Source organism: Streptomyces sp. NPDC005181, assembly GCF_040608395.1.
Classification (GTDB): domain Bacteria; phylum Actinomycetota; class Actinomycetes; order Streptomycetales; family Streptomycetaceae; genus Streptomyces.
Map to the genome: position 1 here is coordinate 1 of NZ_JBEXID010000044.1, position 23,627 is coordinate 23,627.

Annotated in this window: 19 protein-coding genes and 1 pseudogene; 13 read left to right on the forward strand and 7 right to left on the reverse strand. The window is 71.1% G+C overall.

Annotated elements, in window-relative coordinates; genetic code table 11:
• The 4 genes and pseudogenes from ABZV38_RS25065 to ABZV38_RS25080 form a co-directional block, all read left to right on the forward strand.
• Positions 1–149: pseudogene (locus ABZV38_RS25065) on the forward strand (4-hydroxy-3-methylbut-2-en-1-yl diphosphate synthase); the annotation flags it as partial.
• A 174-nt stretch (positions 150–323) separates the two neighbouring features.
• The gene (locus ABZV38_RS25070; RefSeq protein ID WP_356330423.1) at positions 324–1,169 is read left to right on the forward strand and encodes a GNAT family N-acetyltransferase; all 846 of its coding nucleotides are present in this window, start codon (positions 324–326) and stop codon (positions 1,167–1,169) included.
• Between the two features lie 119 nt (positions 1,170–1,288).
• Complete coding sequence (locus ABZV38_RS25075) at positions 1,289–1,858, forward strand: GNAT family N-acetyltransferase (protein ID WP_356330424.1); 570 nt, start codon at positions 1,289–1,291, stop codon at positions 1,856–1,858.
• Between the two features lie 79 nt (positions 1,859–1,937).
• On the forward strand, positions 1,938–3,635 hold the full coding sequence (locus ABZV38_RS25080; protein ID WP_356330426.1) for a proline--tRNA ligase: 1,698 nt from the start codon (positions 1,938–1,940) through the stop codon (positions 3,633–3,635).
• A gap of 88 nt (positions 3,636–3,723) precedes the next feature.
• On the opposite strand, the gene ABZV38_RS25085 is transcribed toward ABZV38_RS25080, so the two are convergent.
• Genes ABZV38_RS25085 through ABZV38_RS25095 form a run of 3 tightly spaced genes read right to left on the reverse strand, consistent with a single transcriptional unit; the run spans position 3,724 to position 5,683 of the window.
• On the reverse strand, positions 3,724–4,629 hold the full coding sequence (locus ABZV38_RS25085; protein ID WP_356330428.1) for an aminoglycoside phosphotransferase family protein: 906 nt from the start codon (positions 4,627–4,629) through the stop codon (positions 3,724–3,726).
• A gap of 29 nt (positions 4,630–4,658) precedes the next feature.
• Positions 4,659–5,168 carry a ferritin-like domain-containing protein gene (locus ABZV38_RS25090; RefSeq protein WP_356330430.1) on the reverse strand — a complete coding sequence of 170 codons (510 nt, stop codon included), beginning with the start codon at positions 5,166–5,168 and terminating at the stop codon, positions 4,659–4,661.
• Complete coding sequence (locus ABZV38_RS25095; RefSeq protein ID WP_356330431.1) at positions 5,165–5,683, reverse strand: hypothetical protein; 519 nt, start codon at positions 5,681–5,683, stop codon at positions 5,165–5,167. The genes ABZV38_RS25090 and ABZV38_RS25095 overlap by 4 nt, the downstream gene beginning before the upstream one ends.
• A gap of 177 nt (positions 5,684–5,860) precedes the next feature.
• Between ABZV38_RS25095 and rimP the strand changes: the two genes are divergently transcribed.
• From rimP to ABZV38_RS25140, 9 genes are all read left to right on the forward strand, one after another.
• Entirely contained in the window at positions 5,861–6,367 is a 507-nt protein-coding gene (rimP, locus tag ABZV38_RS25100; RefSeq protein ID WP_356330433.1) for a ribosome maturation factor RimP, read from the forward strand.
• 2 nt (positions 6,368–6,369) lie between these two features.
• Positions 6,370–7,410 (forward strand): transcription termination factor NusA, encoded by a 1,041-nt coding sequence (gene nusA / locus ABZV38_RS25105; protein ID WP_356330435.1) that lies wholly within the window; start codon positions 6,370–6,372, stop codon positions 7,408–7,410.
• A gap of 223 nt (positions 7,411–7,633) precedes the next feature.
• Positions 7,634–7,912, forward strand: coding sequence for a YlxR family protein (locus tag ABZV38_RS25110; protein ID WP_356330437.1), 279 nt, complete (start codon positions 7,634–7,636; stop codon positions 7,910–7,912).
• Between the two features lie 149 nt (positions 7,913–8,061).
• On the forward strand, positions 8,062–11,181 hold the full coding sequence (gene infB, locus ABZV38_RS25115; RefSeq protein WP_356330438.1) for a translation initiation factor IF-2: 3,120 nt from the start codon (positions 8,062–8,064) through the stop codon (positions 11,179–11,181).
• 137 nt (positions 11,182–11,318) lie between these two features.
• The gene (locus tag ABZV38_RS25120; protein ID WP_356330440.1) at positions 11,319–11,612 is read left to right on the forward strand and encodes a DUF503 domain-containing protein; all 294 of its coding nucleotides are present in this window, start codon (positions 11,319–11,321) and stop codon (positions 11,610–11,612) included.
• 100 nt (positions 11,613–11,712) lie between these two features.
• Complete coding sequence (gene rbfA / locus ABZV38_RS25125) at positions 11,713–12,177, forward strand: 30S ribosome-binding factor RbfA (RefSeq protein WP_356330442.1); 465 nt, start codon at positions 11,713–11,715, stop codon at positions 12,175–12,177.
• Entirely contained in the window at positions 12,174–13,073 is a 900-nt protein-coding gene (truB, locus tag ABZV38_RS25130; protein WP_356330444.1) for a tRNA pseudouridine(55) synthase TruB, read from the forward strand. The genes rbfA and truB overlap by 4 nt, the downstream gene beginning before the upstream one ends.
• A gap of 221 nt (positions 13,074–13,294) precedes the next feature.
• The gene (locus ABZV38_RS25135) at positions 13,295–17,188 is read left to right on the forward strand and encodes a serine protease (protein ID WP_356330445.1); all 3,894 of its coding nucleotides are present in this window, start codon (positions 13,295–13,297) and stop codon (positions 17,186–17,188) included.
• 43 nt (positions 17,189–17,231) lie between these two features.
• Entirely contained in the window at positions 17,232–18,185 is a 954-nt protein-coding gene (locus tag ABZV38_RS25140) for a bifunctional riboflavin kinase/FAD synthetase (protein ID WP_356330447.1), read from the forward strand.
• A 77-nt stretch (positions 18,186–18,262) separates the two neighbouring features.
• Here the strand turns inward: ABZV38_RS25140 and ABZV38_RS25145 are convergent, their stop codons facing one another.
• The 4 genes from ABZV38_RS25145 to ABZV38_RS25160 all read right to left on the reverse strand — a co-directional run bounded on the left by ABZV38_RS25145 (position 18,263) and on the right by ABZV38_RS25160 (position 23,466).
• On the reverse strand, positions 18,263–19,627 hold the full coding sequence (locus tag ABZV38_RS25145; RefSeq protein ID WP_356330449.1) for an MFS transporter: 1,365 nt from the start codon (positions 19,625–19,627) through the stop codon (positions 18,263–18,265).
• Between the two features lie 190 nt (positions 19,628–19,817).
• Entirely contained in the window at positions 19,818–22,118 is a 2,301-nt protein-coding gene (locus ABZV38_RS25150) for a xanthine dehydrogenase family protein molybdopterin-binding subunit (protein ID WP_356330451.1), read from the reverse strand.
• The gene (locus ABZV38_RS25155) at positions 22,115–22,648 is read right to left on the reverse strand and encodes a (2Fe-2S)-binding protein (RefSeq protein ID WP_356330452.1); all 534 of its coding nucleotides are present in this window, start codon (positions 22,646–22,648) and stop codon (positions 22,115–22,117) included. The genes ABZV38_RS25150 and ABZV38_RS25155 overlap by 4 nt, the downstream gene beginning before the upstream one ends.
• Positions 22,645–23,466: an FAD binding domain-containing protein gene (locus ABZV38_RS25160; RefSeq protein ID WP_356330454.1), complete on the reverse strand. Its 822-nt coding sequence runs from the start codon at positions 23,464–23,466 to the stop codon at positions 22,645–22,647. The genes ABZV38_RS25155 and ABZV38_RS25160 overlap by 4 nt, the downstream gene beginning before the upstream one ends.
• Positions 23,467–23,627 lie beyond the last annotated feature (161 nt).

The following is a 23,627-nucleotide window of genomic DNA, read 5'->3' on the forward strand; positions in this document are numbered from 1 at the left end:
AGGGGCAGATCTTCGTCAAGGGCGAGATCATCAAGACGGTTCCCGAGTCGAAGATCGTCGAGACGCTCATCGAGGAAGCCCTGAAGATCGCCGAGCAGATGGAGAAGGACGGCATCGGCTCCGGCGAGCCCGAGGTCTCCATCAGCTGAGGCCGACCCCCGCTCCCATGCTGTGCCCCGCCCGGCGAACGAACCGCCCGGCGGGGCACAGTCGTGAGCGAGCTCACGGTGGGCCGAAGACACCGGTGACAGGCATGGGGCGGCGCCTCCCAGCCTCTTTGGGTACAGTGCGGAAATCAGCAGACTGCATGGTGAGGCCCCCTCGTGTTGACGCAGACCACCACCCGGGTCCTCGAACCCAGCGACCTCGGCGCAGCGCTCGCCATCCTGGAGAGCGAGCCCGTTGCCAACGCATTTGTGACGTCCCGGGTTCAGATCGCAGGACTCGACCCATGGCGCCTCGGCGGCGAAATGTGGGGCTGGTACGCCGACGGCCGACTGCGGTCGCTCTGCTACTCCGGCGCCAATCTCGTCCCCATCTGCGCCACCCCCGAGGCCGTCAGGGCCTTCGCCGACCGGGCCCGCCGGGCGGGTCGTCGCTGCTCCTCCATCGTCGGTCCCGCCGAACAGACCACACAGCTGTGGCGGCTTCTCGAACCCGGCTGGGGTCCCGCCCGCGAAGTCAGGGCCAACCAGCCGCTCATGGTCACCGAGAGCCCCGCCGCCGATGTGACGCCCGACCCTCTGGTACGCCGCATCCGCAAGGACGAGATAGAGGTCCTGATGCCGGCCTGTGTCGCGATGTTCACCGAGGAGGTGGGCATCTCCCCGCTGGCCGGTGACGGCGGACTCCTCTACCAGGCACGCGTCGCAGAGCTCATCGGGGCCGGCCGCTCCTTCGCCCGTATCGAGGACGGCAAGGTCGTCTTCAAGGCGGAGATCGGCGCGGCCACCTCGCAGGCCTGCCAGATCCAGGGTGTCTGGGTCGCCCCCGAACACCGTGGCCGCGGCTTGTCCGAGACCGGTATGGCGGCGGTCCTGCGCCACGCACTCGCCGATGTCGCACCCGTCGTCAGCCTGTACGTGAACGACTACAACACCGCGGCCCGCAAGGCGTACACCCGGGTCGGCTTCCGTGAGGTCGGCACGTTCATGAGTGTGCTGTTCTGACCTCGCCGAAGGGAACCGCTCCGGCCGGGCCCCGCGCACCGTTCCGGCCCGTTCGAAGGTTCTCCCGGCCGTCCCGGGCACGTATCCTGCAGCCCGGCCCGGACAGTAGGGTTCGGCACATGGCAGCAGTTTCCGGGGGCGGTGCCCACACTCCGAGTGTCCTGGTCGGGCCGATCGATCTCGCCGCACGCGTGGACGAGGCGCTTGCCGTGCAGGCCGTCGCCTTCGGACTCGGGCGGAATGAGGTCGACGTACGCCGCCACATCGTCCTCAGACACCTCGAGCACCGGTGTGCCCGCGCCCTCGGAGCGACCACCGCGACCGGCCGGCTCATCGGGTTCGTGTACGGGATGCCGAACGAGCGCGGTCACTGGTGGTCCACCGTCGTCGAGCCCTATCTGCGCGCCACCGGCTCCGAGGAGTGGCTCGACGACTCGTTCGTGATCACCGAACTGCATGTCCACCCGGAGTTCCAGAACCAGGGCATCGGCCGCTCGCTGATCACCACCATCACGGACGCCGTCGACCAGCCCCGCTCCATCCTCTCCGCCATCGACACGGAGAGCCCGGCACGTGGTCTGTATCGCACGCTCGGCTACCGGGACCTGGCCCGACAGGTGCTGTTTCCCAGCGCTCCCAGGCCGTACGCGGTGATGGGAGCGCCTCTTCCGCTGCGCCGCCGGGCCTAGGGCGGAGCCAATCGATTTCCGCCCGCCCGTACCACCCGGCTAACCTCCTGCACATCACCCTTCCGAGCAGGAGTTCATCATGGCCCAGGTCCAGCGCATGTCCCGATTGATGATCAAGACACTGCGCGACGACCCGGCGGACGCCGAGACGCTCAACCACAAGCTGCTCGTCCGGGCCGGTTACGTACGCCGCACCGCGGCCGGAATCTGGACCTGGCTGCCCCTGGGCAAGAAAGTCCTGGAGAACATCACCCGCGTCGTGCGCGAGGAGATGGACGCCATCGGCGGCCAGGAAGTCCTGCTGCCGGCGCTGCTCCCCAAGGAGTCGTACGACGCGAGCGGCCGCTACGACGAGTACGGCGATCTGCTCTTCAGGCTCAAGGACCGCAAGGGTGCCGAGTACCTCCTCGGCCCCACCCACGAAGAGATCTTCACCCAGGTCGTCAAGGATCAGATCACGTCCTACAAGGACCTGCCCGTGATCCTCTACCAGATCCAGACCAAGTACCGTGACGAGGCCCGCCCCCGCGCCGGTGTGCTGCGCGGCCGCGAGTTCCAGATGAAGGACTCGTACTCCTTCGACACCACCGACGAGGGCCTCATCGAGGCCTACCAGCTGCACCGCGCCGCCTACATCCGCATCTTCGAGCGGCTCGGCCTCGACCACCGCATCGTCTCCGCGGTGTCCGGCGCGATGGGCGGCTCGGCGTCCGAGGAGTTCCTGGCGCCCGCCCCGGCCGGCGAGGACACCTTCGCCGACTGCCCCGCCTGCGACTACGCGGCCAACACGGAGGCCGTGACCTTCAAGGCCACCCCCGTGGACGGCTCGGCGCACGGCCTCGTCGAGGAGCTGGACACTCCGGACACCCCGACCATCGAGACGCTTGCCGCCCACCTCGGGATCCCGGCCTCCGCGACGCTGAAGAACCTTCTGGTCAAGGTCGACGGCGAGATTGTCGCCGTGGGCGTCCCCGGCGACCGTGAGGTCGACCTCGGCAAGCTCGGCGAGCACCTGGCCCCGGCCGTCGTCGAGCTGGTCACCGCCGAGGACTTCGTGGGCCGTCCCGACCTGGTGCGCGGCTACGTCGGCCCGCAGGGCCTGGAGAAGGTCCGCTACATCGCCGACCCGCGCATCGCTCCCGGCACCGCCTGGGTCACCGGCGCCAACAAGCCCGACACCCACGCCAAGAACGTCGTCTGCGGCCGCGACTTCGAGGTCGACGACTACCTCGACGTCGTCGTTGTCGAGGCGGGCGACCCGTGTCCCAAGTGCGGCACCGGCCTCAAGCTGGACCGCGCCATCGAGATCGGCCACATCTTCCAGCTGGGCCGCAAGTTCGCGGACGCCTTCCAGCTCGATGTGCTCGGCCAGAACGGCAAGCCCGTCCGCGTCACCATGGGCTCGTACGGCATCGGCGTCTCCCGCGCTGTCGCCGCACTCGCCGAGCAGACCGCCGACGAGCAGGGTCTGTGCTGGCCGCGCGAGATCGCCCCGGCCGACGTCCACCTCGTCGCCGCGGGCAAGGCGCTCCAGACCGAGCTGGCCCTCGATGTCGCGGAGAAGCTCGGCGCCGCAGGCGTCCGGGTCCTGGTCGACGACCGCGCCGGTGTCTCGCCCGGTGTGAAGTTCACCGACGCCGAGCTGATCGGTGTGCCGAAGATTCTGGTCGCGGGCCGCCGCTCGGCCGAGGGCGTCCTCGAGCTCAAGGACCGTCGTACGGGCGAGCGCGAGGAGCTCACGGTCGACGAGGCGATCGCCCGTCTCGTGCAGGGCTGACGCCCGCCCAGACCGACGAGGGCCCCCGCGCTGTCCGACAGCGCGGGGGCCCTCGCCCGTGCGTAACAGGGCGGCTTCGCCGTGACGGCTACAGCCAGCCCGCGAACTCCAGGGTCAGCTCGCCTTCCCGGCGACGGCCGACGGCCAGCGCGCGGGTGCCCGACTCCACCGCACGGAACAGCGTCCAGCCATGGAGCCGTTCCCGGTCCACATCCAGAGAATCCGCGAGCTTGTTGACCCGGCGACGGGCGGTCGCCGCGCCGCCGGGGGACGCGATCAGGTCCTCCACCCGGTCACGTACCAGCCGCGCCAGGTCGTAGGCCCGCTCGCCGACCAGCGGCTCCGGCCCGACCGTCAGCCAGGGCGCGCGTTCGCTCGCCAGCACCTTGCTCTGGCGGAAGTTGCCATGCAGCAGCAGGACTTCGGGGGAGTGGGCGACGAGCTCCGCGCGCGCCGCCAGAGCCGCGGAAACCAGTGGTTCCAGCATCGGGTCGGCCTTCGCGGCAGCCCGCATCGGTTCCGTCCGGCGGCCCGTCCGCTCCTCGACCGACTCGAAGGAGTGTCCGGCAGGCGGCTCGACCCACAGCCGCCGCACCGTTCCCGCTGCCTCCAGCAGCGCCTTCGCCTCCGGCAGCGAACGCAGCGAGACCTCGGGATGCAGCCGCTCCAGCAACAACGCGCCGTCACCGGAGCCGACGAGCTGCACCGCACCCCAGCCGTTCCAGTGCGCCAGCGCCGCCCTCTCCAGCTCGGGCGCGGCCCCGGACGGAGCGATCTTCAGCGCCGCCGGGGTGCCGTCAGGGCGCCGCACCAGCAGAACCAGGCTGCTGCGCCCACCGGGGGCGGCCACCCGCTCCACGGTCAGCTCCGGCCCGTTCGCGGCCAGCGCTTCGGCGGTCAGTGCGGGAAGCCGCGCGAGCCAGTCGGCGGCGGCCGGATCCCCGTACACCTCGCCGAGCGCTCGCACCAGACGCTGCGGCGGTTCGAAACCCATACGTGCTGTGTTCCCTTTCAGAGCCTTCTTCAGTGCGTCGGACCTGCCCCGGCCGTCGCAGTGGTCCCTGCCGTCGCATCGGCCCCCGTCGGCCGGTCCGTCCCGGTGGTTCCGTCGGCGGACCGCTCGGCAAGCCCGGGAAAGGGTACGCCGCTGCCCCGCCAGCGGGCCGCACGCACCGCGGCGTCCCGCAGCGCATCCGCGGCCTCTCGCCTGAGCAGCCCTCCGGCAGCCCGCACGAGATCGGAGTAGACGCCCGCGATCCGGTCCTCCAGCAGTGCGGCGAGCTTCACCGCCGCCGCCGAGTCCGGCACCGCGAACGGCAGAGCGTACGCGGAATCCGCAGCGACCGGCTCACCGCCCAGGTCCCGCACGGTCCGCGCCAGCGCGTCGCGCCGGGCCCGGTGCGCGTGGTAGGCGGCCGTGGCCTCCGCCCGGCGGCCGCCGGTGACCCGGCCGCCGACCACCCCGTACCCGTACACCGCCGCATGTTCGGCGGCCAGCGATGCCTGCGCCGCCTGCAGCGTCTGCGCGCTCATGACGAGGTCTCCTTGGCCAGCTCGGTCAGCAGGTAGGCATGGGCGGCGCCCGCCGCGGCGATCGACGCGAGCAGCCGGGCCAGCTCGGGCGGGGCCTTCAGGAGCGTCGCTGTGTGGGCGTCGGCGGTACGGCGCTCCGCCGCAGCCAGTTCCCTGACGGCGGCCTTCGCGTCGGCGGCGGGCGGGCGTGAGAGGGCGGGCGCCCCGCCCTCGCCCGGCGACAGCGCCTTCGTGTGTGCCTGTACCGCGTCCCGCAGCGGTGCGAGTCCCGCCTCGGTCTTCGGATGCGCCTTGACGACCTGGTCGTACTGGACGAGCAGGCTCCGGCTCGTGCGCGCGGCCGTCATCCGCAGGGTGTTCTCCACCTGGGCCGCAGCGGCCTGCGCGTCGGCGATCGTGGTGTTCTCCCGGCCTTCGCCGCCGTCACCGACCCCGCAGCCGGCCAGCGTCACCCCCAGGGCGATCGCCCCCGTCGCGGTGAGCGCACCCCTGCGCGTCGTCCCCGTGCGCCGCACCTGTTCTCCTTCGGGTGTCGATCTGTCCTGACAGGATCTGTCCTGAAGTGATCACCGCAGGCGAGCGTACCCGCGGCCCAGCGGCCGACGGACGGCAACACCCCTTGGGACCGGATACCCTTTGACCTGACACGCGACGAACCACACAACAGCACACGCGGCCGAGGAGTCACCCGGATGAGCACCACCCAGAGCGAGAGGCTGCGAGGGCTGCTCGAACCGCTCGTCAGCGCCAAGGAGCTGGATCTCGAGGAGATCGAGGTGTCCCGGGCCGGCCGTCGGCGTGTGCTGCGCATCATCGTGGATTCCGACGAGGGCGTGGAGCTCGACGCCTGCGCCGAGCTGAGCCGCGCGATCTCCGAGAAGCTCGACGAGACCGACGCGATGGGCGAGGACGAGTATGTCCTCGAAGTGAGTTCTCCCGGTGCCGACCGTCCGCTGACGGAGCACCGCCACTACGTACGCGCCACCGGCCGCCTGGTCAAGCTGCAGCTGACCACGGGGGGAGCCGCCGGCGAGCTGGTGGCCCGCATCATCGCGATCGACGACGACGGGCTCGACCTCGAAGTGCCGGGCGTCAAGGGCCGCAGGCCCACGTCCCGCCGGGTCGCCTTCGACGAGATCGCCAAGGCACGCGTCGAGATCGAATTCAACCGCAAGGACAAGAAGGAAGAGGAGGCGTAGCCGTGGACATCGATGTGAAGCTCTTGAGGGGCTTGGCACAGGACAAGGAGATCCCCTTCGACGTGCTCGTCGAGGCGATCGAGTCGGCCCTCCTCATCGCCTACCACCGCACCGACGGGAGCTACCGCCGCGCGCGCGTGGAGCTCGACGAGCGCGGCCATGTGACGGTGTGGGCGAAGGAGGACCCGGCCGACCTCGAAGAGGGCCAGCAGCCCGAGGAGTTCGACGACACCCCGTCCGGCTTCGGCCGGATCGCCGCGACGACCGCCAAGCAGGTCATCCTGCAGCGGCTGCGTGACGCCGAGGACGACAGGACGTTCGGCGAGTACGCGGGCCACGAGGGCGATGTCGTCACCGGCGTGGTCCAGCAGGGCAAGGACCCGAAGAACGTGCTGGTCGACATCGGCAAGCTGGAAGCGATCCTGCCGGTGCAGGAGCAGGTGCCCGGCGAGGAGTACACCCACGGTCTGCGGCTTCGTTCGTATGTCGTGCGGGTCGCCAAGGGTGTGCGCGGTCCGTCCGTGACCCTGTCCCGGACCCACCCCAGCCTGGTCAAGAAGCTCTTTGCGCTGGAGGTCCCGGAGATCGCCGACGGTTCCGTCGAGATCTGCGCGATCGCTCGCGAGGCCGGCCACCGCACCAAGATCGCGGTGCGCTCGACCCGCTCCGGCCTGAACGCCAAGGGCGCCTGCATCGGCCCGATGGGCGGCCGTGTCCGCAATGTCATGGCTGAACTGCACGGCGAGAAGATCGACATTGTGGACTGGTCGGACGACCCGGCCGAGATGGTCGCCAACGCGCTGTCGCCCGCCCGGGTGAGCAAGGTCGAGGTCGTGGACCTCGGAGCGCGGTCCGCCCGGGTCACCGTTCCCGACTACCAGCTGTCCCTGGCCATCGGCAAGGAGGGGCAGAACGCCCGCCTCGCCGCCCGCCTCACCGGCTGGCGCATCGACATCCGCCCGGACACCGAGACCGACGCCGAGCGGGACATCGCCGACCGGGAGCGGGCCGAGCGCGCCCGCGACCGGGCCGACCGGCGCTGATCCGGTACGGAATCGGCCGGTGCCGGTCCGAGGGGTGGACCGGCGCCCGTCCGGACAGTGGACCTGTCGAGTCCGGGAAATGGACCCGAAAACGGTCACGGAGCGCGGGACCCACATAGGTCCTGAGGAATGGATCCACGCTCCGTGACGCTGAGAACACGACAACATCCGTTCGATTTTTGCCCCAAAGGGGTGAGGTCGGTGCGGGGAGGTAGACTTAAACGTGTCTGGCCGGACGAGCGCCCGCGCTTGCCCTGAGCGAACCTGTGTGGGATGCCGGGAGCGGGTGGCAAAGAGCGAGCTGCTGCGCATCGCGGTGGACGAGGATGCTTGCGTCCCTGATCCTCGCGGTACGCTGCCCGGCCGGGGTGCATATGTGCACCCCGTCACTGTCTGTCTGGACCTGGCGGTTCGCCGCCGGGCATTCCCCCGGGCCTTCAAGGCCAAGGGGCCGCTCGATTCCGCGGAAGTGCAGCGGTACGTCGAGCGGGTGACACCGTAAGAAATGAGAACGGCACGGGACCCCGTGCGGTCAGGTACCTCGCGAGTTGGAAGTAGGTCGAGATTGCGATGAGCACTCGATGAGTACGCGATGAGTACGCCCATGAAGTAGCGACGGTCCGGCGGTAACCCGGACCTAAAAGGAGCGAAGTGGCTAAGGTCCGGGTATACGAACTCGCCAAGGAGTTCGGCGTCGAGAGCAAGGTCGTCATGGCCAAGCTCCAAGAACTCGGTGAATTCGTCCGTTCGGCGTCCTCGACGATCGAGGCGCCGGTTGTACGCAAGTTGACTGACGCACTGCAGGGGCCCGGCGGCAACGCCGGCAAGTCCGCTGCGAAGCCTGGCGCGCCCCGCAAGGCCGCGCCCGCAAAGCCCGCAGCGCCCTCCCCGGCCGCTGCGGCACGTCCCGCTGCCCCGAAGCCCGGCACCCCGGCCCCCAAGCCGGCCGTAGCCGAGGCTCCCAGCAGCACCCCTTCCGCTGCCGCGCCTTCCGCGCCGTCGGCGGGCCCGCGTCCGGGTCCGAAGCCCGCGCCGAAGCCCGCTCCGGTCACCCCGGTGCCCGCAGCAGAGTTCTCCGCTCCGGCCCCGGCCCAGCCGGCCGCGCCGCAGCAGGCCCCGCGTCCCGCGGGTGCCACCCCCGGTCCTCGCCCCGCCCGTCCGGCTCCGGCCGGCGGTCAGCGTGACGGCGGCCGTGGTGGCGAGCGCGACGGTGGCCGTGGCGGCGACCGTCCGGCCCGTCCCGCAGGCCAGGGCGCCCCGCGCCCCGGCGGCGCCCGTCCGGCGGGTCCCCGTCCGGGCAACAACCCCTTCACCTCCGGTGGCTCGACGGGCATGGCCCGTCCGCAGACACCCCGTCCCGGTGGCGCCCCGCGTCCCGGTGGCGGCCAGGAGCGTTCGGGTGCCCCGCGCCCGCAGGGCGGCCCCGGTGGCGCCCCGCGTCCGCAGGGTCAGGGTGGTGCCCGTCCGACTCCGGGCGGCATGCCCCGTCCGCAGGCTCCGCGTCCGGGCGGTGCGCCCGGTGGTAACCGTCCGAACCCCGGCATGATGCCGCAGCGTCCCGCTGCCAGCCCGCGTCCCGGTGGTGGCCCCGGCGGTGGCCGTGGTCCCGGTGGCGGCGCAGGCCGTCCCGGTGGCGGTGGCGGCGCAGGCCGTCCCGGTGGTGGCGGCGGCGGCTTCGCCGGTCGTCCGGCCGGTCCCGGTGGCGGTGGCGGCGGTTTCGCCGGTCGTCCCGGTGGCGGCGGTGGCGGTGGCGGCGCAGGTCGTCCCGGTGGTGGTGGTGGCGGCGGCTTCGGCGGTCGTCCCGGCTTCGGTGGACGTCCCGGCGGCCCCGGTGGCCGTGGTGGCACACAGGGTGCGTTCGGCCGTCCCGGCGGTCCCGCGCGTCGTGGTCGCAAGTCGAAGCGGCAGAGGCGCCAGGAGTACGAGGCCATGCAGGCCCCGTCGGTGGGCGGCGTCATGCTGCCTCGCGGCAACGGACAGGCTGTCCGGCTGTCGCGCGGTGCCTCCCTCACCGACTTCGCGGAGAAGATCAACGCCAACCCGGCGTCGCTCGTCGCCGTGATGATGAACCTCGGCGAGATGGTCACTGCCACGCAGTCCGTCTCCGACGAGACTCTGAAGCTGCTGGCCGACGAGATGAACTACATCCTCGAGATCGTCAGCCCGGAGGAGGAGGACCGCGAGCTGCTCGAGTCCTTCGACATCGAGTTCGGCGAGGACGAGGGCGGCGAAGAGGCTCTGGTCTCGCGTCCGCCGGTCGTGACCGTCATGGGTCACGTCGACCACGGTAAGACCCGACTGCTGGACGCGATCCGCAAGACGAACGTCGTTGCGGGCGAGGCCGGCGGCATCACGCAGCACATCGGTGCGTACCAGGTCTCCTCCGAGGTCAACGGTGAGGACCGCAGGATCACCTTCATCGACACCCCGGGTCACGAGGCGTTCACCGCCATGCGTGCCCGTGGTGCGAAGTCCACCGACATCGCGATCCTCGTGGTGGCGGCGAACGACGGTGTGATGCCCCAGACGATCGAGGCGCTGAACCACGCCAAGGCGGCCGACGTGCCGATCGTGGTCGCGGTCAACAAGATCGACGTCGAGGGTGCCGACCCGACCAAGGTGCGCGGTCAGCTCACCGAGTTCGGTCTGGTGGCCGAGGAGTACGGCGGCGACACGATGTTCGTCGACATCTCCGCCAAGCAGGGCCTCAACATCGAGGCTCTTCTGGAGGCCGTCGTCCTCACCGCCGACGCTTCGCTCGACCTGCGGGCCAACCCGGAGCAGGACGCGCAGGGTATTGCGATCGAGTCCCACCTCGACCGCGGCCGCGGTGCCGTTGCGACCGTCCTGGTCCAGCGAGGCACCCTGCGGGTCGGCGACACGATGGTGGTCGGCGACGCGTACGGCCGAGTCCGCGCGATGCTCGACGACAAGGGCGAGAACGTCGAGGAAGCGGGTCCGTCGACCCCCGTCCTCGTCCTCGGTCTCACCAATGTCCCGGGCGCCGGCGACAACTTCCTGGTGGTCGACGAGGACCGTACGGCCCGTCAGATCGCCGAGAAGCGTGCCGCCCGTGAGCGCAACGCCAACTTCGCCCGCAAGGGTGTCCGGTTCTCCCTGGAGAACCTGGACGAGGCGCTCAAGGCCGGTCTGGTCCAGGAACTCAACCTCATCATCAAGGGCGACGCGTCCGGTTCGGTGGAGGCTCTCGAGTCCTCGCTGCTCCAGCTCGACGTCGGTGAAGAGGTCGACATCCGGGTCCTGCACCGCGGTGTGGGTGCGGTCACCGAGTCGGACATCGACCTGGCGACCGGCTCCGACGCCATCGTGATCGGCTTCAATGTGCGTGCCGCAGGGCGTGCGCAGCAGATGGCCGAGCGCGAAGGTGTGGACGTCCGGTACTACTCGGTCATCTACCAGGCGATCGAAGAGATCGAAGCGGCCCTCAAGGGCATGCTCAAGCCGGAGTACGAAGAGGTCGAGCTCGGTACGGCGGAGATCCGCGAGATCTTCCGCTCGTCCAAGCTGGGCAACATCGCCGGTGTGCTGGTCCGGTCCGGCGAGGTCAAGCGCAACACCAAGGCGCGCCTGCTGCGCGATGGCAAGGTCATCGCGGAGAACCTCAACATCTCCGGTCTGCGCCGCTTCAAGGACGACGTCACCGAGATCCGCGAAGGCTTCGAGGGCGGTATCAACCTCGGAAACTTCAACGACATCAAGATCGACGACGTCATCGCGACGTACGAGATGCGCGAGAAGCCGCGAGGCTGACCCGTACCTCAACAGTCGGGGCCGGTCGACGGGTCGTATTTCCGTCGATCGGCCCCGGCCGTTCCGTGTACGGTTCTTGTGTCCCTGCCAAGCACTGGCAGGGCGCGAACCCGAACCGGCGGGACATCCGGACATACATGTATGTGGGGACACTGTCCTTCGATCTGCTCCTCGGCGACGTACGGTCGTTGAAGGAGAAACGCTCCATCGTCCGGCCGATCGTCGCCGAGCTGCAGCGCAAATACGCGGTGAGTGCGGCGGAGACGGGCGGACAGGATCTCCATCGCAGGGCAGAGATCGGCCTTGCCGTGGTCTCCGGGGACACCGGACACCTCACAGACGTGCTGGACCGGTGCGAGCGGCTGGTTGCCGCCCGGCCCGAGGTGGAGCTGCTGTCGGTTCGACGGCGGCTGCACAACGACGAAGACTGAACAACGTCAGAACTGTTCGACGCGACACCGTCCCACGCGCAAGCGTCGGACGCCGGAAGCGTCGGACCGTAAGCAACCCAGAAGGAAGAGTGACGGACCGGTGACCGACAACGCGCGGGCCCGCAAGCTGGCCGATCGCATCCAGGTCGTGGTCGCGGAGACCCTGGACCGGCGTATCAAGGATCCGCGGCTCGGATTCGTGACCATCACGGACGCACGGGTCACCGGCGACCTGCGGGAGGCCACGGTCTTCTACACGGTCTACGGCGACGACGAGGAGCGGGTGGCCTCCGCCGCCGCGCTGGAGAGCGCCAAGGGCGTGCTCCGCTCCGAGGTCGGCCGGCAGACCGGGGTCCGGTTCACGCCGACCCTGGCCTTCGTCCCGGACGCCCTGCCGGACAACGCCCGTACCATCGAGGACCTCCTCGACAAGGCGCGGGCCAAGGACGCGGAGGTCCGCGAGGTGTCCACCGGTGCGAAGTACGCGGGCGACGCCGACCCGTACCGCAAGCCTGAGGACGAAACGGACGAGTCCGGCGAGAACGAGGGCTCAGCCTCCGAATGACACAGCAGAACAGGACGCCGGACGGCCTTGTCATTGTCGACAAGCCGTCCGGCTTCACTTCGCACGACGTGGTCGCCAAGATGCGCGGCATCGCCCGCACCCGCCGCGTCGGACACGCCGGCACGCTGGACCCGATGGCGACCGGTGTTCTCGTGCTCGGTGTCGAGAAGGCCACGAAGCTCCTCGGCCATCTCGCACTGACCGAGAAGGAATACCTCGGCACGATCCGGCTCGGCCAGGACACCGTCACGGACGACGCCGAGGGCGAGATCACCTCGTCCACCGATGCGTCGGGTGTCACGCGTGAGGGCATCGACGCCGGTGTCGCGGCGCTGACCGGGGCCATCATGCAGGTGCCGTCCAAGGTCAGCGCCATCAAGATCGACGGCAAGCGGTCGTACGCGCGGGTGCGCGGCGGCGAGGAGTTCGAGATCCCGGCCCGGCCGGTGACGATCTCGTCCTTCAACGTCCACGACGTCCGCGAGGCGGTCGCGGAGGACGGGACCCCGGTCGTCGACCTGGTCGTCTCCGTCGTCTGCTCCTCCGGTACGTACATCCGCGCCCTTGCCCGTGATCTCGGCGCCGGGCTGGGCGTCGGCGGGCATCTGACCGCACTGCGGCGCACCCGAGTCGGTCCGTACGGTATCGATGCGGCGCGGACGCTGGATCAGCACCAGGAGGAGCTGACCGTGATGCCGGTCGCGGAGGCCGCCGCCGCCGCGTTCCCGCGCTGGGACGTCGACGAGAAGCGGGCCAAGCTGCTGCTGAACGGGGTGCGGCTGGACATGCCCTCGTACCCGCCGGGACCGGTCGCGGTCTTCGGGCCCGACGGAACCTTCCTGGTGCTGGTCGAGGAGCAGAAGGGCAAGGCCAAGAGCCTCGCTGTCTTCGGCTGACGGCCGGCCGTCGGCGCCGGGATCGCCACCGGACGCCGGATCCCCATCGTGGAGCGGGCAGCCCCCCGTGCCCGCTCCACGATCCCCCTCGGGTGTCTGTCCACCGGAACCCGCGAATTCACCCCCACGAGCAGGCGCTCGGAGTGATTCAGGGGTGCACTTGGGGGCGCGTTTGCTCCGAGTGGTTCTCGCGCTGATCACTGCCGACCTAACGTCGGACCATGGGAAGCGGGGACCGGTCGACGCTGGTACGTATCTGCGATCCGGCCGGCCGGCCGCGGGGGACGGGATTCGTCGCGGATGACCGTGGCACGGTCGTCACCAGTCACGAAGCGGTCGACGGGCTCCCGCGACTTGTTCTGTATGGGACAGGTGATCGTTGCTGCCGCGTCGATGAAGATGCGATCACCGCGCTCCCCGAGCTGGACCTGGCGCTGGTGCGCACCGGGGGACTCGACGTGCTCGGCGTGGGGCCGCTGCCGATCGTCCTGCGGGACCGGATCGAGGCCGGTACGTACGTACGCATCGCCGCCCACGGCTGGCGTGAGGCGCGCGTGCTGGGCGTGGCCCCGGTGACATACACCGCGACCGACGGCTCCTACCGGGTCGGCGTCGCGATGGAGCTGGCGCTCGGCACGGACGGCAGAGACGCGCTGCGGCTGCGCGGGGCGGCAGTCGGCGGGCCCGTGCTCGATCCGGAGAGCGGTGCGGTCATCGCCGTGGTCGGCACCGCCCTGCGCAGCGAACACACTGCCGCCGGGTTCGCCGTGCCGCTCGTGGGCGCGGGCGCCGACGAGCCGCTGGGCGCGCTGCTGCGGCGCAATGCGACGACCGTCCCCGGTTACGGACGCGACCTCAACCTTGCCGGTGCCCTGCAGCTCGCCGCGATGTCCATCGGATCCGCGGGCGGTCCGGGCGCCTGGCCAGACCCGGTCGAACGCCCGGACATCACAGCGGAGTTCACGGAGTTCACGGCCGCCGGGGAACGTCCCGAGGTTGTGCTCGGCCTCGTCGCGGAACCCGGCACGGGCCGCACCACCGAACTCGCCGCGCTCGCCGCCCGGCGGGCCCACGGCTGCGACCCCGCCCTCACGCTCTGGCTGCGCGGCGCCGATCTGCTGGCCGACGACGCCTCGGTCGCCGACGCGATCGCCCGCACACTCGGGCAGGCCGGGCGGATCGTCACCGCGGCCGGGGCCTGCGGCGACATGGCGACGGCCACCCCCGAGCGGGTGGCCCGGCTCGCCGCCGACTCCGGGAGCCCACTGCTCGTTCTGCTGGACGGCCCCGAGGAGATGCCGCCCGTACTCGCCCACCGGCTGGACCGGTGGACGGCGGGAACGGTCGACTGGCTGCGGAGCAACGGGGCACGGATGGTGATCGCCTGCCGGCCCGAACACTGGGAGGCTGCCGGCGCGTTCTGCCCGCCCGGAGCGCTGCACCGCCCCGCCAGGCCGGCCCGGCGGCTGCCGGCCGCCGTCCGGCTCGGCGACCTCACCGCGAGCCAGGCCGAGCGCGCCCGGGAGCGGTACGCCGTCCCGGCCGACGCCCTGGCCCCAGGCCACGACCGGCATCCGCTCACCCTGCGCCTGCTCGCCGAGGTACGCGCGGCGCTTCCCGGAGACGTAGCCGGGCAGCCGGACACGGACGACGTCTTCGGCGCCCATCTGGACCTGATGTGCCTGCGCATCGCGGTCCGGATCGCCGCGGCATCCCGTCCGGCGCTCAGGGGCACGGCGGTGCGGCGGCTGGCCGCCCGGGTGACAGGACAGGTCCACGAGGCGGCGCGGCGCTGTCTGGGACCGGGGCAGGGGGAGCTGGACCGGGCGGCGTTCGAGGAGGTCTTCCCCTGGCGCACGGGCTGGGCGCCGGCGGTTCTCACCGAGGGCCTGCTGGTCCCCGCGGGCGCGGGCTACCGCTTCGCGCACGAGGAGCTGGGTGACTGGGTGCAGGGCGCCCACCTGGACCTGGACGTGGCGCTGCGGTCGCTGGTGCACCGATGGCACGAGGAGGAGCCGGGCGGTGGGGCCGGAGCGGCGGCGGAGGAGCGTGTTCCGGCCCCGAGGAGCCCGCAGACGAGCCGCCGGGCGTCGGCTGCCTCCCGGCGGGGACATGTGCCGGCGGCCGAGGCGGCTTCAGGGCCGACACCGGGAAGGGCGCCGACGGCGTCGCGCGAACCCCACACGCTCCCCGTACCGCGCCATCGGATCGGCCCGGTGGTCCAGGCCCTCCTGCTCCTGGGCCGCAGGCACGGCGCCGCCGCGCTCTCCCGTCGGCTGGCCGATCTGATCGAGGCCATGGACCGGCTGTCCACGAGGACGGACGGACCGGCCACAGCCGCCCGGCGGCAGGCCGCCGTGATCCCGAAGGCTGCGGCAGGTCCGGACGAGGGCGCTGCCGGGCCCCGCGGGGCCGAGGACACCGGACCGCTGCGTGATGCCTCCTGGTGGGCCGCTCACCTCCTGTCGCAGACACTGCTCCGGGTGCCTGATGCCAGGCCGCACCTGGGAGTGCTGCGGCTTCTCGCCGGGCGTATCGTCCGCCGGTCCGGCGTCGAGGGAGGACCAGGGGAGCCAGGCGGTCCCTGCGAAGTCCCGCCCGGCCCGGTACACCGGGGACGTCCCTTGGGGGCGTATGCCGAGTTCGGACCATGGTTCTGGCTGCGGCTACGGCTGCCCGAGGCGGACCGGATCGACCTGCTGCGGCGGCTGGTGCCCGTGGACGGCCCGCCGCGCGGCGACGGCTGGGACAGCGACCGCGACGGCCGACGGGGCCGGTCCGCCGTGTGTGGTGACACGGGCGGGGACAGCGGCGAGGAGCGGTTCCTGGATCTGGTGGCCAGGCGGCTCGTCGCCCAGCCCCGGACCGTGCAGCCCCTGCTCTGCCTCTGGTTCACCGATGAGCGCCCACTGCCCGTCGGGGACGGTGCCGAGGACGCTGTGGTGCTGCGGCCGACCGTCGCCGCCGCCGCGCAGGCGCTCCTCCACGCCCGTCGTGACCTCGCCGTCGACGATCTGATCGACGCCCTCGTCACGACCGTCCACCCGCGCGCCGACGAACTGCTCGCCGCGCTGTCCGAGGACGAGCCGGCCGCGCTGTGCCGGGCCGTCGAGCGCTGGGCCCGCGACGACGAGCGGCGGGCCCTGCGGGTCGCCGCCGCCTCGTACGGGCTCGTCACCGCACCGCACGTCACTGCCGAAGCCGACCGCGCACTGCTGCGCCGCTCCGCGCTCGCCCTGCTGGCCCACCCCGCCGACACCGACCTGCACGGAGCCGCGCTGACGCTCCTCGTACGCGATCCGCACACCCGGGACCGCTATCTGCCGCAGGCCCTGCGGGTCTTCGCGCAGGGAGATCCGCAGCTGTCCGCGGCCGACTTCGTCGTCGCCCTGCCGACCCATCGCGAGCCGGTGATCGACGCGTTCCGGGAGGCGCTCACCCGGCCCGGGGACGGTGCGGGCGAGGTGCTGCGCTCGCTCGCCGGGATCGACGCCCCGGCGCTGGCCCTGCACGCGGCCGGCCTGGTGCGGGCCTACGTCGACAGCCATCCGGAGGGCGGCGCGCATACTGCCGCGTACATCGACCGCAGGCTGGAGCACGGACCCGCCGCCCGCGCCCTGCTGCTGCCCCTGATGAGCGGCCTGCTGCGGGACCGTCCGCCTCCCGCACCCGTGCGGGGCGCACTCGCCCGGGTGCTGGCCGCGCCCGGCACCCCGGCTTCCGGGGCGCTGCGCGCCGAGCTGCTGGAGGTCCTGCTGGAGTTCGAGCAGCGCGCCCACCGTGACCCGGTCGTGCTCGAAGCACTGCTCGGTGCAGCGGCGACCGGATCCGCCCGGCGGGCGCCGGTCCGTACCCGGGCCCTGGTCCATCGCACCGGGATGCTGCTGGTGCGCACCCCCGAAGGCGCGGCCCGCTTCGACCGCAGGCTGGTCGAACTGGCCCGTGACGTGCCCGGATTCGCCCAGCTGGTCACCGGGTGGCTGGCCGGTGCGCCGCAGGAGTGGGCGGCCGTCGTGGGCCCCAGTGCGCGGCGGACCGTGGAGGCCCTGTCCAGCGGGATGACGATGCCGATGCAGGCCGCAGGTCGGGAGCATGGCAGTCTTAGACCTGCATAAGAGGTAAACCCACGTACACAGGTTCGGGCGAGGAGCGGTCACAGTGCAGCGCTGGCGTGGCTTGGAGGACATCCCCCAGGACTGGGGACGCAGCGTCGTCACCATCGGCTCCTACGACGGGGTGCACCGCGGGCACCAGCTGATCATCGGCAGGGCGGTGGACCGTGCGCGCGAGCTGGGCGTGCCGTCGGTCGTCGTGACCTTCGACCCGCACCCCAGCGAGGTCGTACGGCCCGGCAGCCACCCGCCGCTGCTGGCCCCGCACCACCGGCGCGCAGAGCTGATGGCCGAGCTGGGAGTGGACGCGCTGCTGATCCTGCCGTTCACGACCGAGTTCTCGAAGCTGGCGCCGGCCGACTTCATCGTGAAGGTGCTGGTCGACAAGTTGCACGCGCAGCTCGTCATCGAGGGTCCCAACTTCCGTTTCGGCCACAAGGCCGCGGGGAACGTGCAGCTTCTCACCGAGTTCGGCGCGACGTACGACTACAGCGTCGAGGTCATCGACCTGTATGTGAGCGGCCAGGCGGGCGGCGGCGAGCCGTTCTCGTCCACCCTCACCCGCCGGCTCGTCGCCGAGGGCGATGTGGCGGGCGCCGCCGAGATCCTGGGCCGCCCGCACCGTGTCGAGGGCATCGTGGTCCGCGGCGCACAGCGCGGCCGCGACATGGGTTTCCCGACGGCGAACGTGGAGACCCTGCCGCACACCGCGATCCCCGCCGACGGCGTGTACGCGGGCTGGCTGAACGCGAACGGCGAGGCGATGCCCGCCGCGATCTCGGTCGGCACGAACCCGCAGTTCGACGGCACGGAGCGGACGGTGGAGGCGTACGCGATCGACCGCGTGGGTCTTGACCTGTACGGGCTCCATGTCTCCGTCGACTTCCTCGCGTACGTCCGAGGGATGCAGAAGTTCGACTCGATCGACGACCTGCTGGTGGCGATCGCCGCCGATGTGAAGCGGGCGAGCGAGCTGGTCGCGGCGTACGACCGCAGCTGATCCTTCTCTCACCTACGGCTCCGGCCGGGACCACCGTGCGCGGTCCCGGCCGGAGCCGTAGGCCACCGGGAGGCGGCTCAGGAGTTGAGCTCCTCCAGCGTCTTCCCCTTGGTCTCCACCGCGAACAGTGCGATCACCGCGCCGACCACCGCCATGCAGCCCAGCTGGGCGAAGACCATCGTCAGGCTGCCGCCCGAGCCGATGATCGCGCCGACCACGATCGGTCCGAGGATGACACCGAGCCTGTTCCACACCCCGCCGAACGACGCCCCGCGCGCACGGCTGCGCGTCGGGTACAGCTCCGGTGTGTAGAGGTACAGGCTGACATTGGTCGCGAATACGAAGAGCGTCGCGACCGACGCCCAGACCGCGACCTGTCCGCCCGAGGTGGCACCGGAGACGGCCAGCGAGAGCAGGGCGACGGCCGCGCCGCCGAGCCCGATGGTGAGCGAGATCCGGCGTCCCACCCGGTCGATGATCAGGGCCACGAGGAGACAGCCGATCAGCCCGGTCACATTGCTCAGCAGTGAGTAGTTCAGCGCGGTGCGCAGATCGAGGCCGAACGTCTTGGTGTAGAGCGAGGGCAGCCAGGTCGCGATGCCGTGGTTGACGTAGTACGCGACGAACCACAGACCCGAGACGACCACCGTGCGCCGCAGATAGCGGCCGGTGAACAGGTCGCGCAGGCCGCCGCGGGCCGTCTCGACGGCTGTCGCGGGGCCGGCCTCCGGCAGCTGCGTGCCGGTGGACTTCTCGACGTCCCGCTCGATCCGGGCGATGACCTGTTCGGCCTCCTCGACCCGGCCGCGGGAGAGCAGCCAGCGGGGCGACTCGGGGACCTGGCGGCGCAGGACGACCACCAGCAGCACGGGCAGGGCACCGATCAGGAACATCACACGCCAGCCGAAGCTGGGCACCACCCAGCTGGCGACCAGGGTCGCCGAGGCGAGACCGGCCGGGAAGATGAGCTCGTACAGCAGCACGAACCGACCGCGGTGGTCGGCGCGCGCTATCTCATTGATGTATGTGGCGGCGACGGGCACGACGCCGCCGATGCCGAGCCCCTGGACGAACCGGAAGGCGGCGAAAAGGGCGAAGCCGGGCGAGACGGCGACGGCGAGGCTGGCCAGCGCGGTCACGGCCACGCCGAGCGCGACGGTATGGACCCGGCCGATGCGGTCGCCGAGCCAGCCGGCGACGAGGGCGCCGAGCAGCATGCCGACAGAACCGCTGGTGACGATCAGCGTGCCCTGGCCGGTGCTCAGCTTCCACTGTTCGGTCAGGACGGGCAGTGCGGAGGCGGTCAGCAGCTGGTCGAACGCCTCGAAGAACGTGACGGCGCCGATGAGGGTGCGGACCTTGATGTGCCAGCGGGAGCTCGGCAGGCGTTCGAGCCTGGCCGAGATGGAGCTCATGGTGGGGCCGGTGGCCACGATTGACATGGGAATCCTTCCGCGAACAGAGGAGTTGCGGCGACCCTAGAAAGAAGTGTCTTAGGGGTCAACAACTAAGCACTTAGATTTCATAACGAAGTGAATCTGGCCTGACCAGGCATTTTGATGGTGGGTGAGGTGCGGACATGACTCACCGGCCCAGGGCGGATGAGCCATGGGCCGGCTGGGGCGGTACGGATCAGCGCGGCTGAGTGCGCTCCCGTGGCCGTGCACACAGTGCGTCGAAGACCCGCTCGGGGGAGAGCGGCAGCGTGGTCACCCGCGCACCTGTGGCGTCCTGCACCGCATTGGCGACGGCCGCCGCGACCGGGACCATGGCGCCCTCGCCGGCCCCCTTGGCGCCGAACGGGCCGGGCCCGTGGCCCTGCTCCTGGGTGATCGACACGAAGCGCTCGGGGAGGTCCTCGGCCATCGGCACCCGGTAGTCCAGCGCCTCACCGTTGAGCAGCGCGCCGTCCTCGTACCGCATCTCCTCGAACATCGCCTGCGCCAGCCCCATCACGGCGGCTCCCTCATCCTGACCGCGGCAGAGCAACTTGTTGACGGCCCGGCCGACGTCGCCGCTCGCCACCAGCTGCAGGACCGTCACCTTTCCGGTGTCCGGGTCGACCTCGACCTCGGCGCCCGCCCAGCCGATCTCCCAGAACAGGCAGGGGGACTCCAGCGGGGCGTCGGAGGAGAGCGGCGCCTTGAAGAAGCCCTCGCCGTGGAACTCGTACCCCGTACCGCCGAAGACCCTTGCCACAAGGCCCGGCAGCGGAACCGGCGCGTCTTCCCCGCGCCGTACCGCCCAGTCCTGCAGAGTCAGTTCGGTCGGGTCGCAGCCGAGCTGCTCGGCTGCGAACGCGAGCACCTTCGACCTGGCGTCCCGGGCGGCCCTGAGTACCGCGGTGCCCATCACCGTCATCCCGGACGAGGCGTTGGTGCCCTGGTCGTAAGGGGTGACATCGGTGTCGACCGGCGCGTAGCGCACCCGCTCGAGATCCGTGCCGAGCACCTCGGCGGCGACCTGGCAGAGCGAGGTCGAGGCGCCCTGGCCGATCTCGACCGTGCCGGAGCTGACATAGACCGAGCCGGTGGCCGTGATCTTCACCCGGGCCTGCGCGGGCTTGTTCACCCCTCCGCCGTCCTTGAAACCGATGGCCAACCCCATGCCTCGATGGGGTACGCGTTCGCGCCCGTGATAGCCGAGCGCATCGGCGACCGCGTCCAGGCCCTCGGCGAGATCGCTGTCGATCCCGCTCTCGCCGGGCACGAACGGTTCCCCGAGCCGCTTGAGGTTCTTCATGCGCAGCTCGTACGGATCCATCCCGAGCCGCTCGGCGATCATGTCGACCTGGCTCTCGGACGCCCACGTGGCCTGTGTCGCCCCGAAGCCACGGAACGGGCCGGCGGGTGTGGTCGTCGTCATCACGCACGAGGAGGAGGAACGGATGTGCTGCCAGCGGTACGGCCCCGGCATCCGGTAGCAGGCCTTCTCCGCGACCAGCGGGCTGCCGTCGGAGTACGCGCCCGCGTCCAGCAGCACCTCGCTCTCGCGCGCGACGAACGTCCCGTCCGCCATGACCCCCGTCCTCACCTTCAGGATGGCGGCGTGCTGGCTGAGCGTGAGGAAACCTTCCTCTGTCGTCAGGCAGTAGCGCACCGGCCGGCCGGCCGCCCGCGACAGCAGGATGGCGATCGGCTCGGTCTTGCAGTTGTGTTTCGAGCCGAACCCACCGCCCACAAACGGCACATGGACATGGATCCGGCTCTCCGGGGCACGCAGCACCCGGGCCAGCTCCTTGCGCAGCGGGAACGGGTTCTGGGTCGAGGTCCAGATCTCGATCTCCTCGCCGCGCACATCCGCGACCGTGACGAACGGCTCCAGATGGAAGTGGTTCATCCTGGAGAAGGTGAAGGAGTCCTCGAAGACGTGGTCGCAGTCGTCCCAGACGGAGTCCGGGCCGGTCTCGTACCGGAACTCGTAACAGACGTTGGGCCGGGGCCGGAGCTGACCGGAGGCCCCTGTTCCATAGGGAGGGACGATGCCCGGGGGAGCCTGTTCGAACAGCTCCGGGGCGTCCGGCGCGAGAGCGGCCTCGATGCCGGGGACGGCGGGCAGCGGCTCGTACACCACCTCGATCAGCTCCAGCGCGTGCAGCGCCACCGCCTCGGACTCGGCGGCGACGGCCGCCACCACATCGCCCGCGTACCGCACCCGGTCCAGGGCGACGACCGGCTGGTCCTTGATGAAGTAGCCGTAGGTGGGGTCGAGTCCGTCGAGCTTGTCGCGGGTCAGCACGGCGTGCACCCCCGGCAGCACGCGGGCCTTGGCGCTGTCGACCGACACCAGGCGGGCGTGGGCGTGCGGGCTGCGGAGCACCTTGGCGTGCAGCATGCCGGGGAGCCGGATGTCGGCGGTGTACTGCGCGGCGCCGGTGACCTTGAGAGTCGCGTCGGTGCGGCGGTCGTGGGTGCCGATGCGGGAGGTGGTCATCGGGCGTCCTCGGTGTCCCGGGCCGGTCCGGCGTCACGGATCAGCTCGGCTGCCCTGCGTACCGAGTCGATGATCATCTGATAGCCGGTGCAGCGGCACACATTGGAGGAGATCCAGGAGCGGATCGTCTCGTCGTCCGGCTCCGGGTCCTCCCTCAGCAGGGCCGTGGTCAGCATGATCATGCCGGGGGTGCAGTAGCCGCACTGGAAGCCGCCGCACTCGGCGAAGGCGCGCTGTACCGGGCTCAGTTCTCCACCCGTGGCCTGTCCCGCGATGGTCTCCACCGCGCGGCCGTCGACGCTGAACGCGAAGACGCTGCAGGAGGCGGAGGGGGTCCCGTCGATCAGCGTGGTGCAGGCGCCGCAGACGCCGCGCTCGCAGGACGCCTTGACGCCGGTCATGCCGTAGCGGTCGCGGAGCAGATCGAGCAGGACGGTGTTGGGCGTGATCCGTTCGGTGCGCGGCCGGCCGTCGACGGCGAAGTCGATCGTGAGCCGGCCCCCCGTGTCGCCGGTCATGTCGCTGTTCATCGGGGGGTCCCCTCTTCGGTGGTGCGCCGTTCCAGCAGCCGTCCGAGCAGCACGGCCGCGACATGACGCCGGTAGCGGGCGCTCCCGGCCGCGTCGCCGACCGCCTCGGGCAGCGCGGCCGCGATCTCGACGGGATGGGTGCCCAGCGGGGCGCCGACGGTGTACGGACGGGTGTACTCGGAGCCCACCGTCATCGTGACGGTGCCCGCGCGGACTGCCGCGGCCACCGTCATCAGCGGACGCATCGAGCGCTCGTAGCCGAACCACACCTGACTTACGTCCGTGATCCTGACCGCCCGCAGCAGGCCGCCCAGTGGCTCCGCGCGGTCCCACAGCGCGGCCGGCGAGACGGTGACCGTGCCGTCGACCGTCAGGAAGTCCAGCTCCGCGTCGAGCGCGCTCAGCATCACCGACATCTCGTACCGGGTACGTCGCGCCATCAGATTCCCGCCGAGGGTGGCCCGCCGCCGGATCCGCTGGGTGGCGATGCTGCCCCATCCCGAGGCCAGACCCGGCAGGGCGGCTCGCACCCCGGCGTCGCGCGAGCCGGCGTGATGGTCGACCCCGGCGCCGATCTCCAGCGTCGAGCCGTCCCACTCGACCACGCCCAGCTCGGGCACGCGCTCCAGCGATACGAGGGTCCGGCAGTCGAGACCCTCGCGGAACTGCGCGAAGAGGTCGCTGCAACCCTGTGCGTAGACCGCACCGCGGGTTGCCCCCGCCGCCACGGCTTCGGCCACCGTCACGGGTCGTTCCAGGGCGAAATCGGGGATGGTGCGCTGGGTGGGCGCCACCATCCCGGTGGGGAGCAGGAGCATGCGGACTGTGCCTCCTGGAGCGGTGCAGCGGTTGGTCACCAAGGGCACCACGGAGAGTTATCTAAGAACTGAAACAGCTAATGCTGAGATTTCTAGCACTTGGAGATAGTCACCACAAGGGTCCGGCGCCGGGCACCGGCTGTATCGTGACCGCACCGCAT

Excerpts from the sequence above, each read along its gene's own strand:
- ABZV38_RS25075 (WP_356330424.1), top strand. The coding sequence starts at position 1,289 with ATGGCAGCAGTTTCCGGGGGCGGTGCCCACACTCCGAGTGTCCTGGTC.
- ABZV38_RS25155 (WP_356330452.1), bottom strand. The coding sequence starts at position 22,648 with ATGAACAGCGACATGACCGGCGACACGGGGGGCCGGCTCACGATCGAC.
- truB (WP_356330444.1), top strand. The coding sequence starts at position 12,174 with ATGACACAGCAGAACAGGACGCCGGACGGCCTTGTCATTGTCGACAAG.
- ABZV38_RS25135 (WP_356330445.1), top strand. The coding sequence starts at position 13,295 with ATGGGAAGCGGGGACCGGTCGACGCTGGTACGTATCTGCGATCCGGCC.
- ABZV38_RS25160 (WP_356330454.1), bottom strand. The coding sequence starts at position 23,466 with ATGCTCCTGCTCCCCACCGGGATGGTGGCGCCCACCCAGCGCACCATC.
- rimP (WP_356330433.1), top strand. The coding sequence starts at position 5,861 with ATGAGCACCACCCAGAGCGAGAGGCTGCGAGGGCTGCTCGAACCGCTC.
- ABZV38_RS25090 (WP_356330430.1), bottom strand. The coding sequence starts at position 5,168 with ATGAGCGCGCAGACGCTGCAGGCGGCGCAGGCATCGCTGGCCGCCGAA.
- ABZV38_RS25150 (WP_356330451.1), bottom strand. The coding sequence starts at position 22,118 with ATGACCACCTCCCGCATCGGCACCCACGACCGCCGCACCGACGCGACT.
- ABZV38_RS25145 (WP_356330449.1), bottom strand. The coding sequence starts at position 19,627 with ATGTCAATCGTGGCCACCGGCCCCACCATGAGCTCCATCTCGGCCAGG.
- ABZV38_RS25080 (WP_356330426.1), top strand. The coding sequence starts at position 1,938 with ATGGCCCAGGTCCAGCGCATGTCCCGATTGATGATCAAGACACTGCGC.
- ABZV38_RS25120 (WP_356330440.1), top strand. The coding sequence starts at position 11,319 with ATGTATGTGGGGACACTGTCCTTCGATCTGCTCCTCGGCGACGTACGG.
- ABZV38_RS25085 (WP_356330428.1), bottom strand. The coding sequence starts at position 4,629 with ATGGGTTTCGAACCGCCGCAGCGTCTGGTGCGAGCGCTCGGCGAGGTG.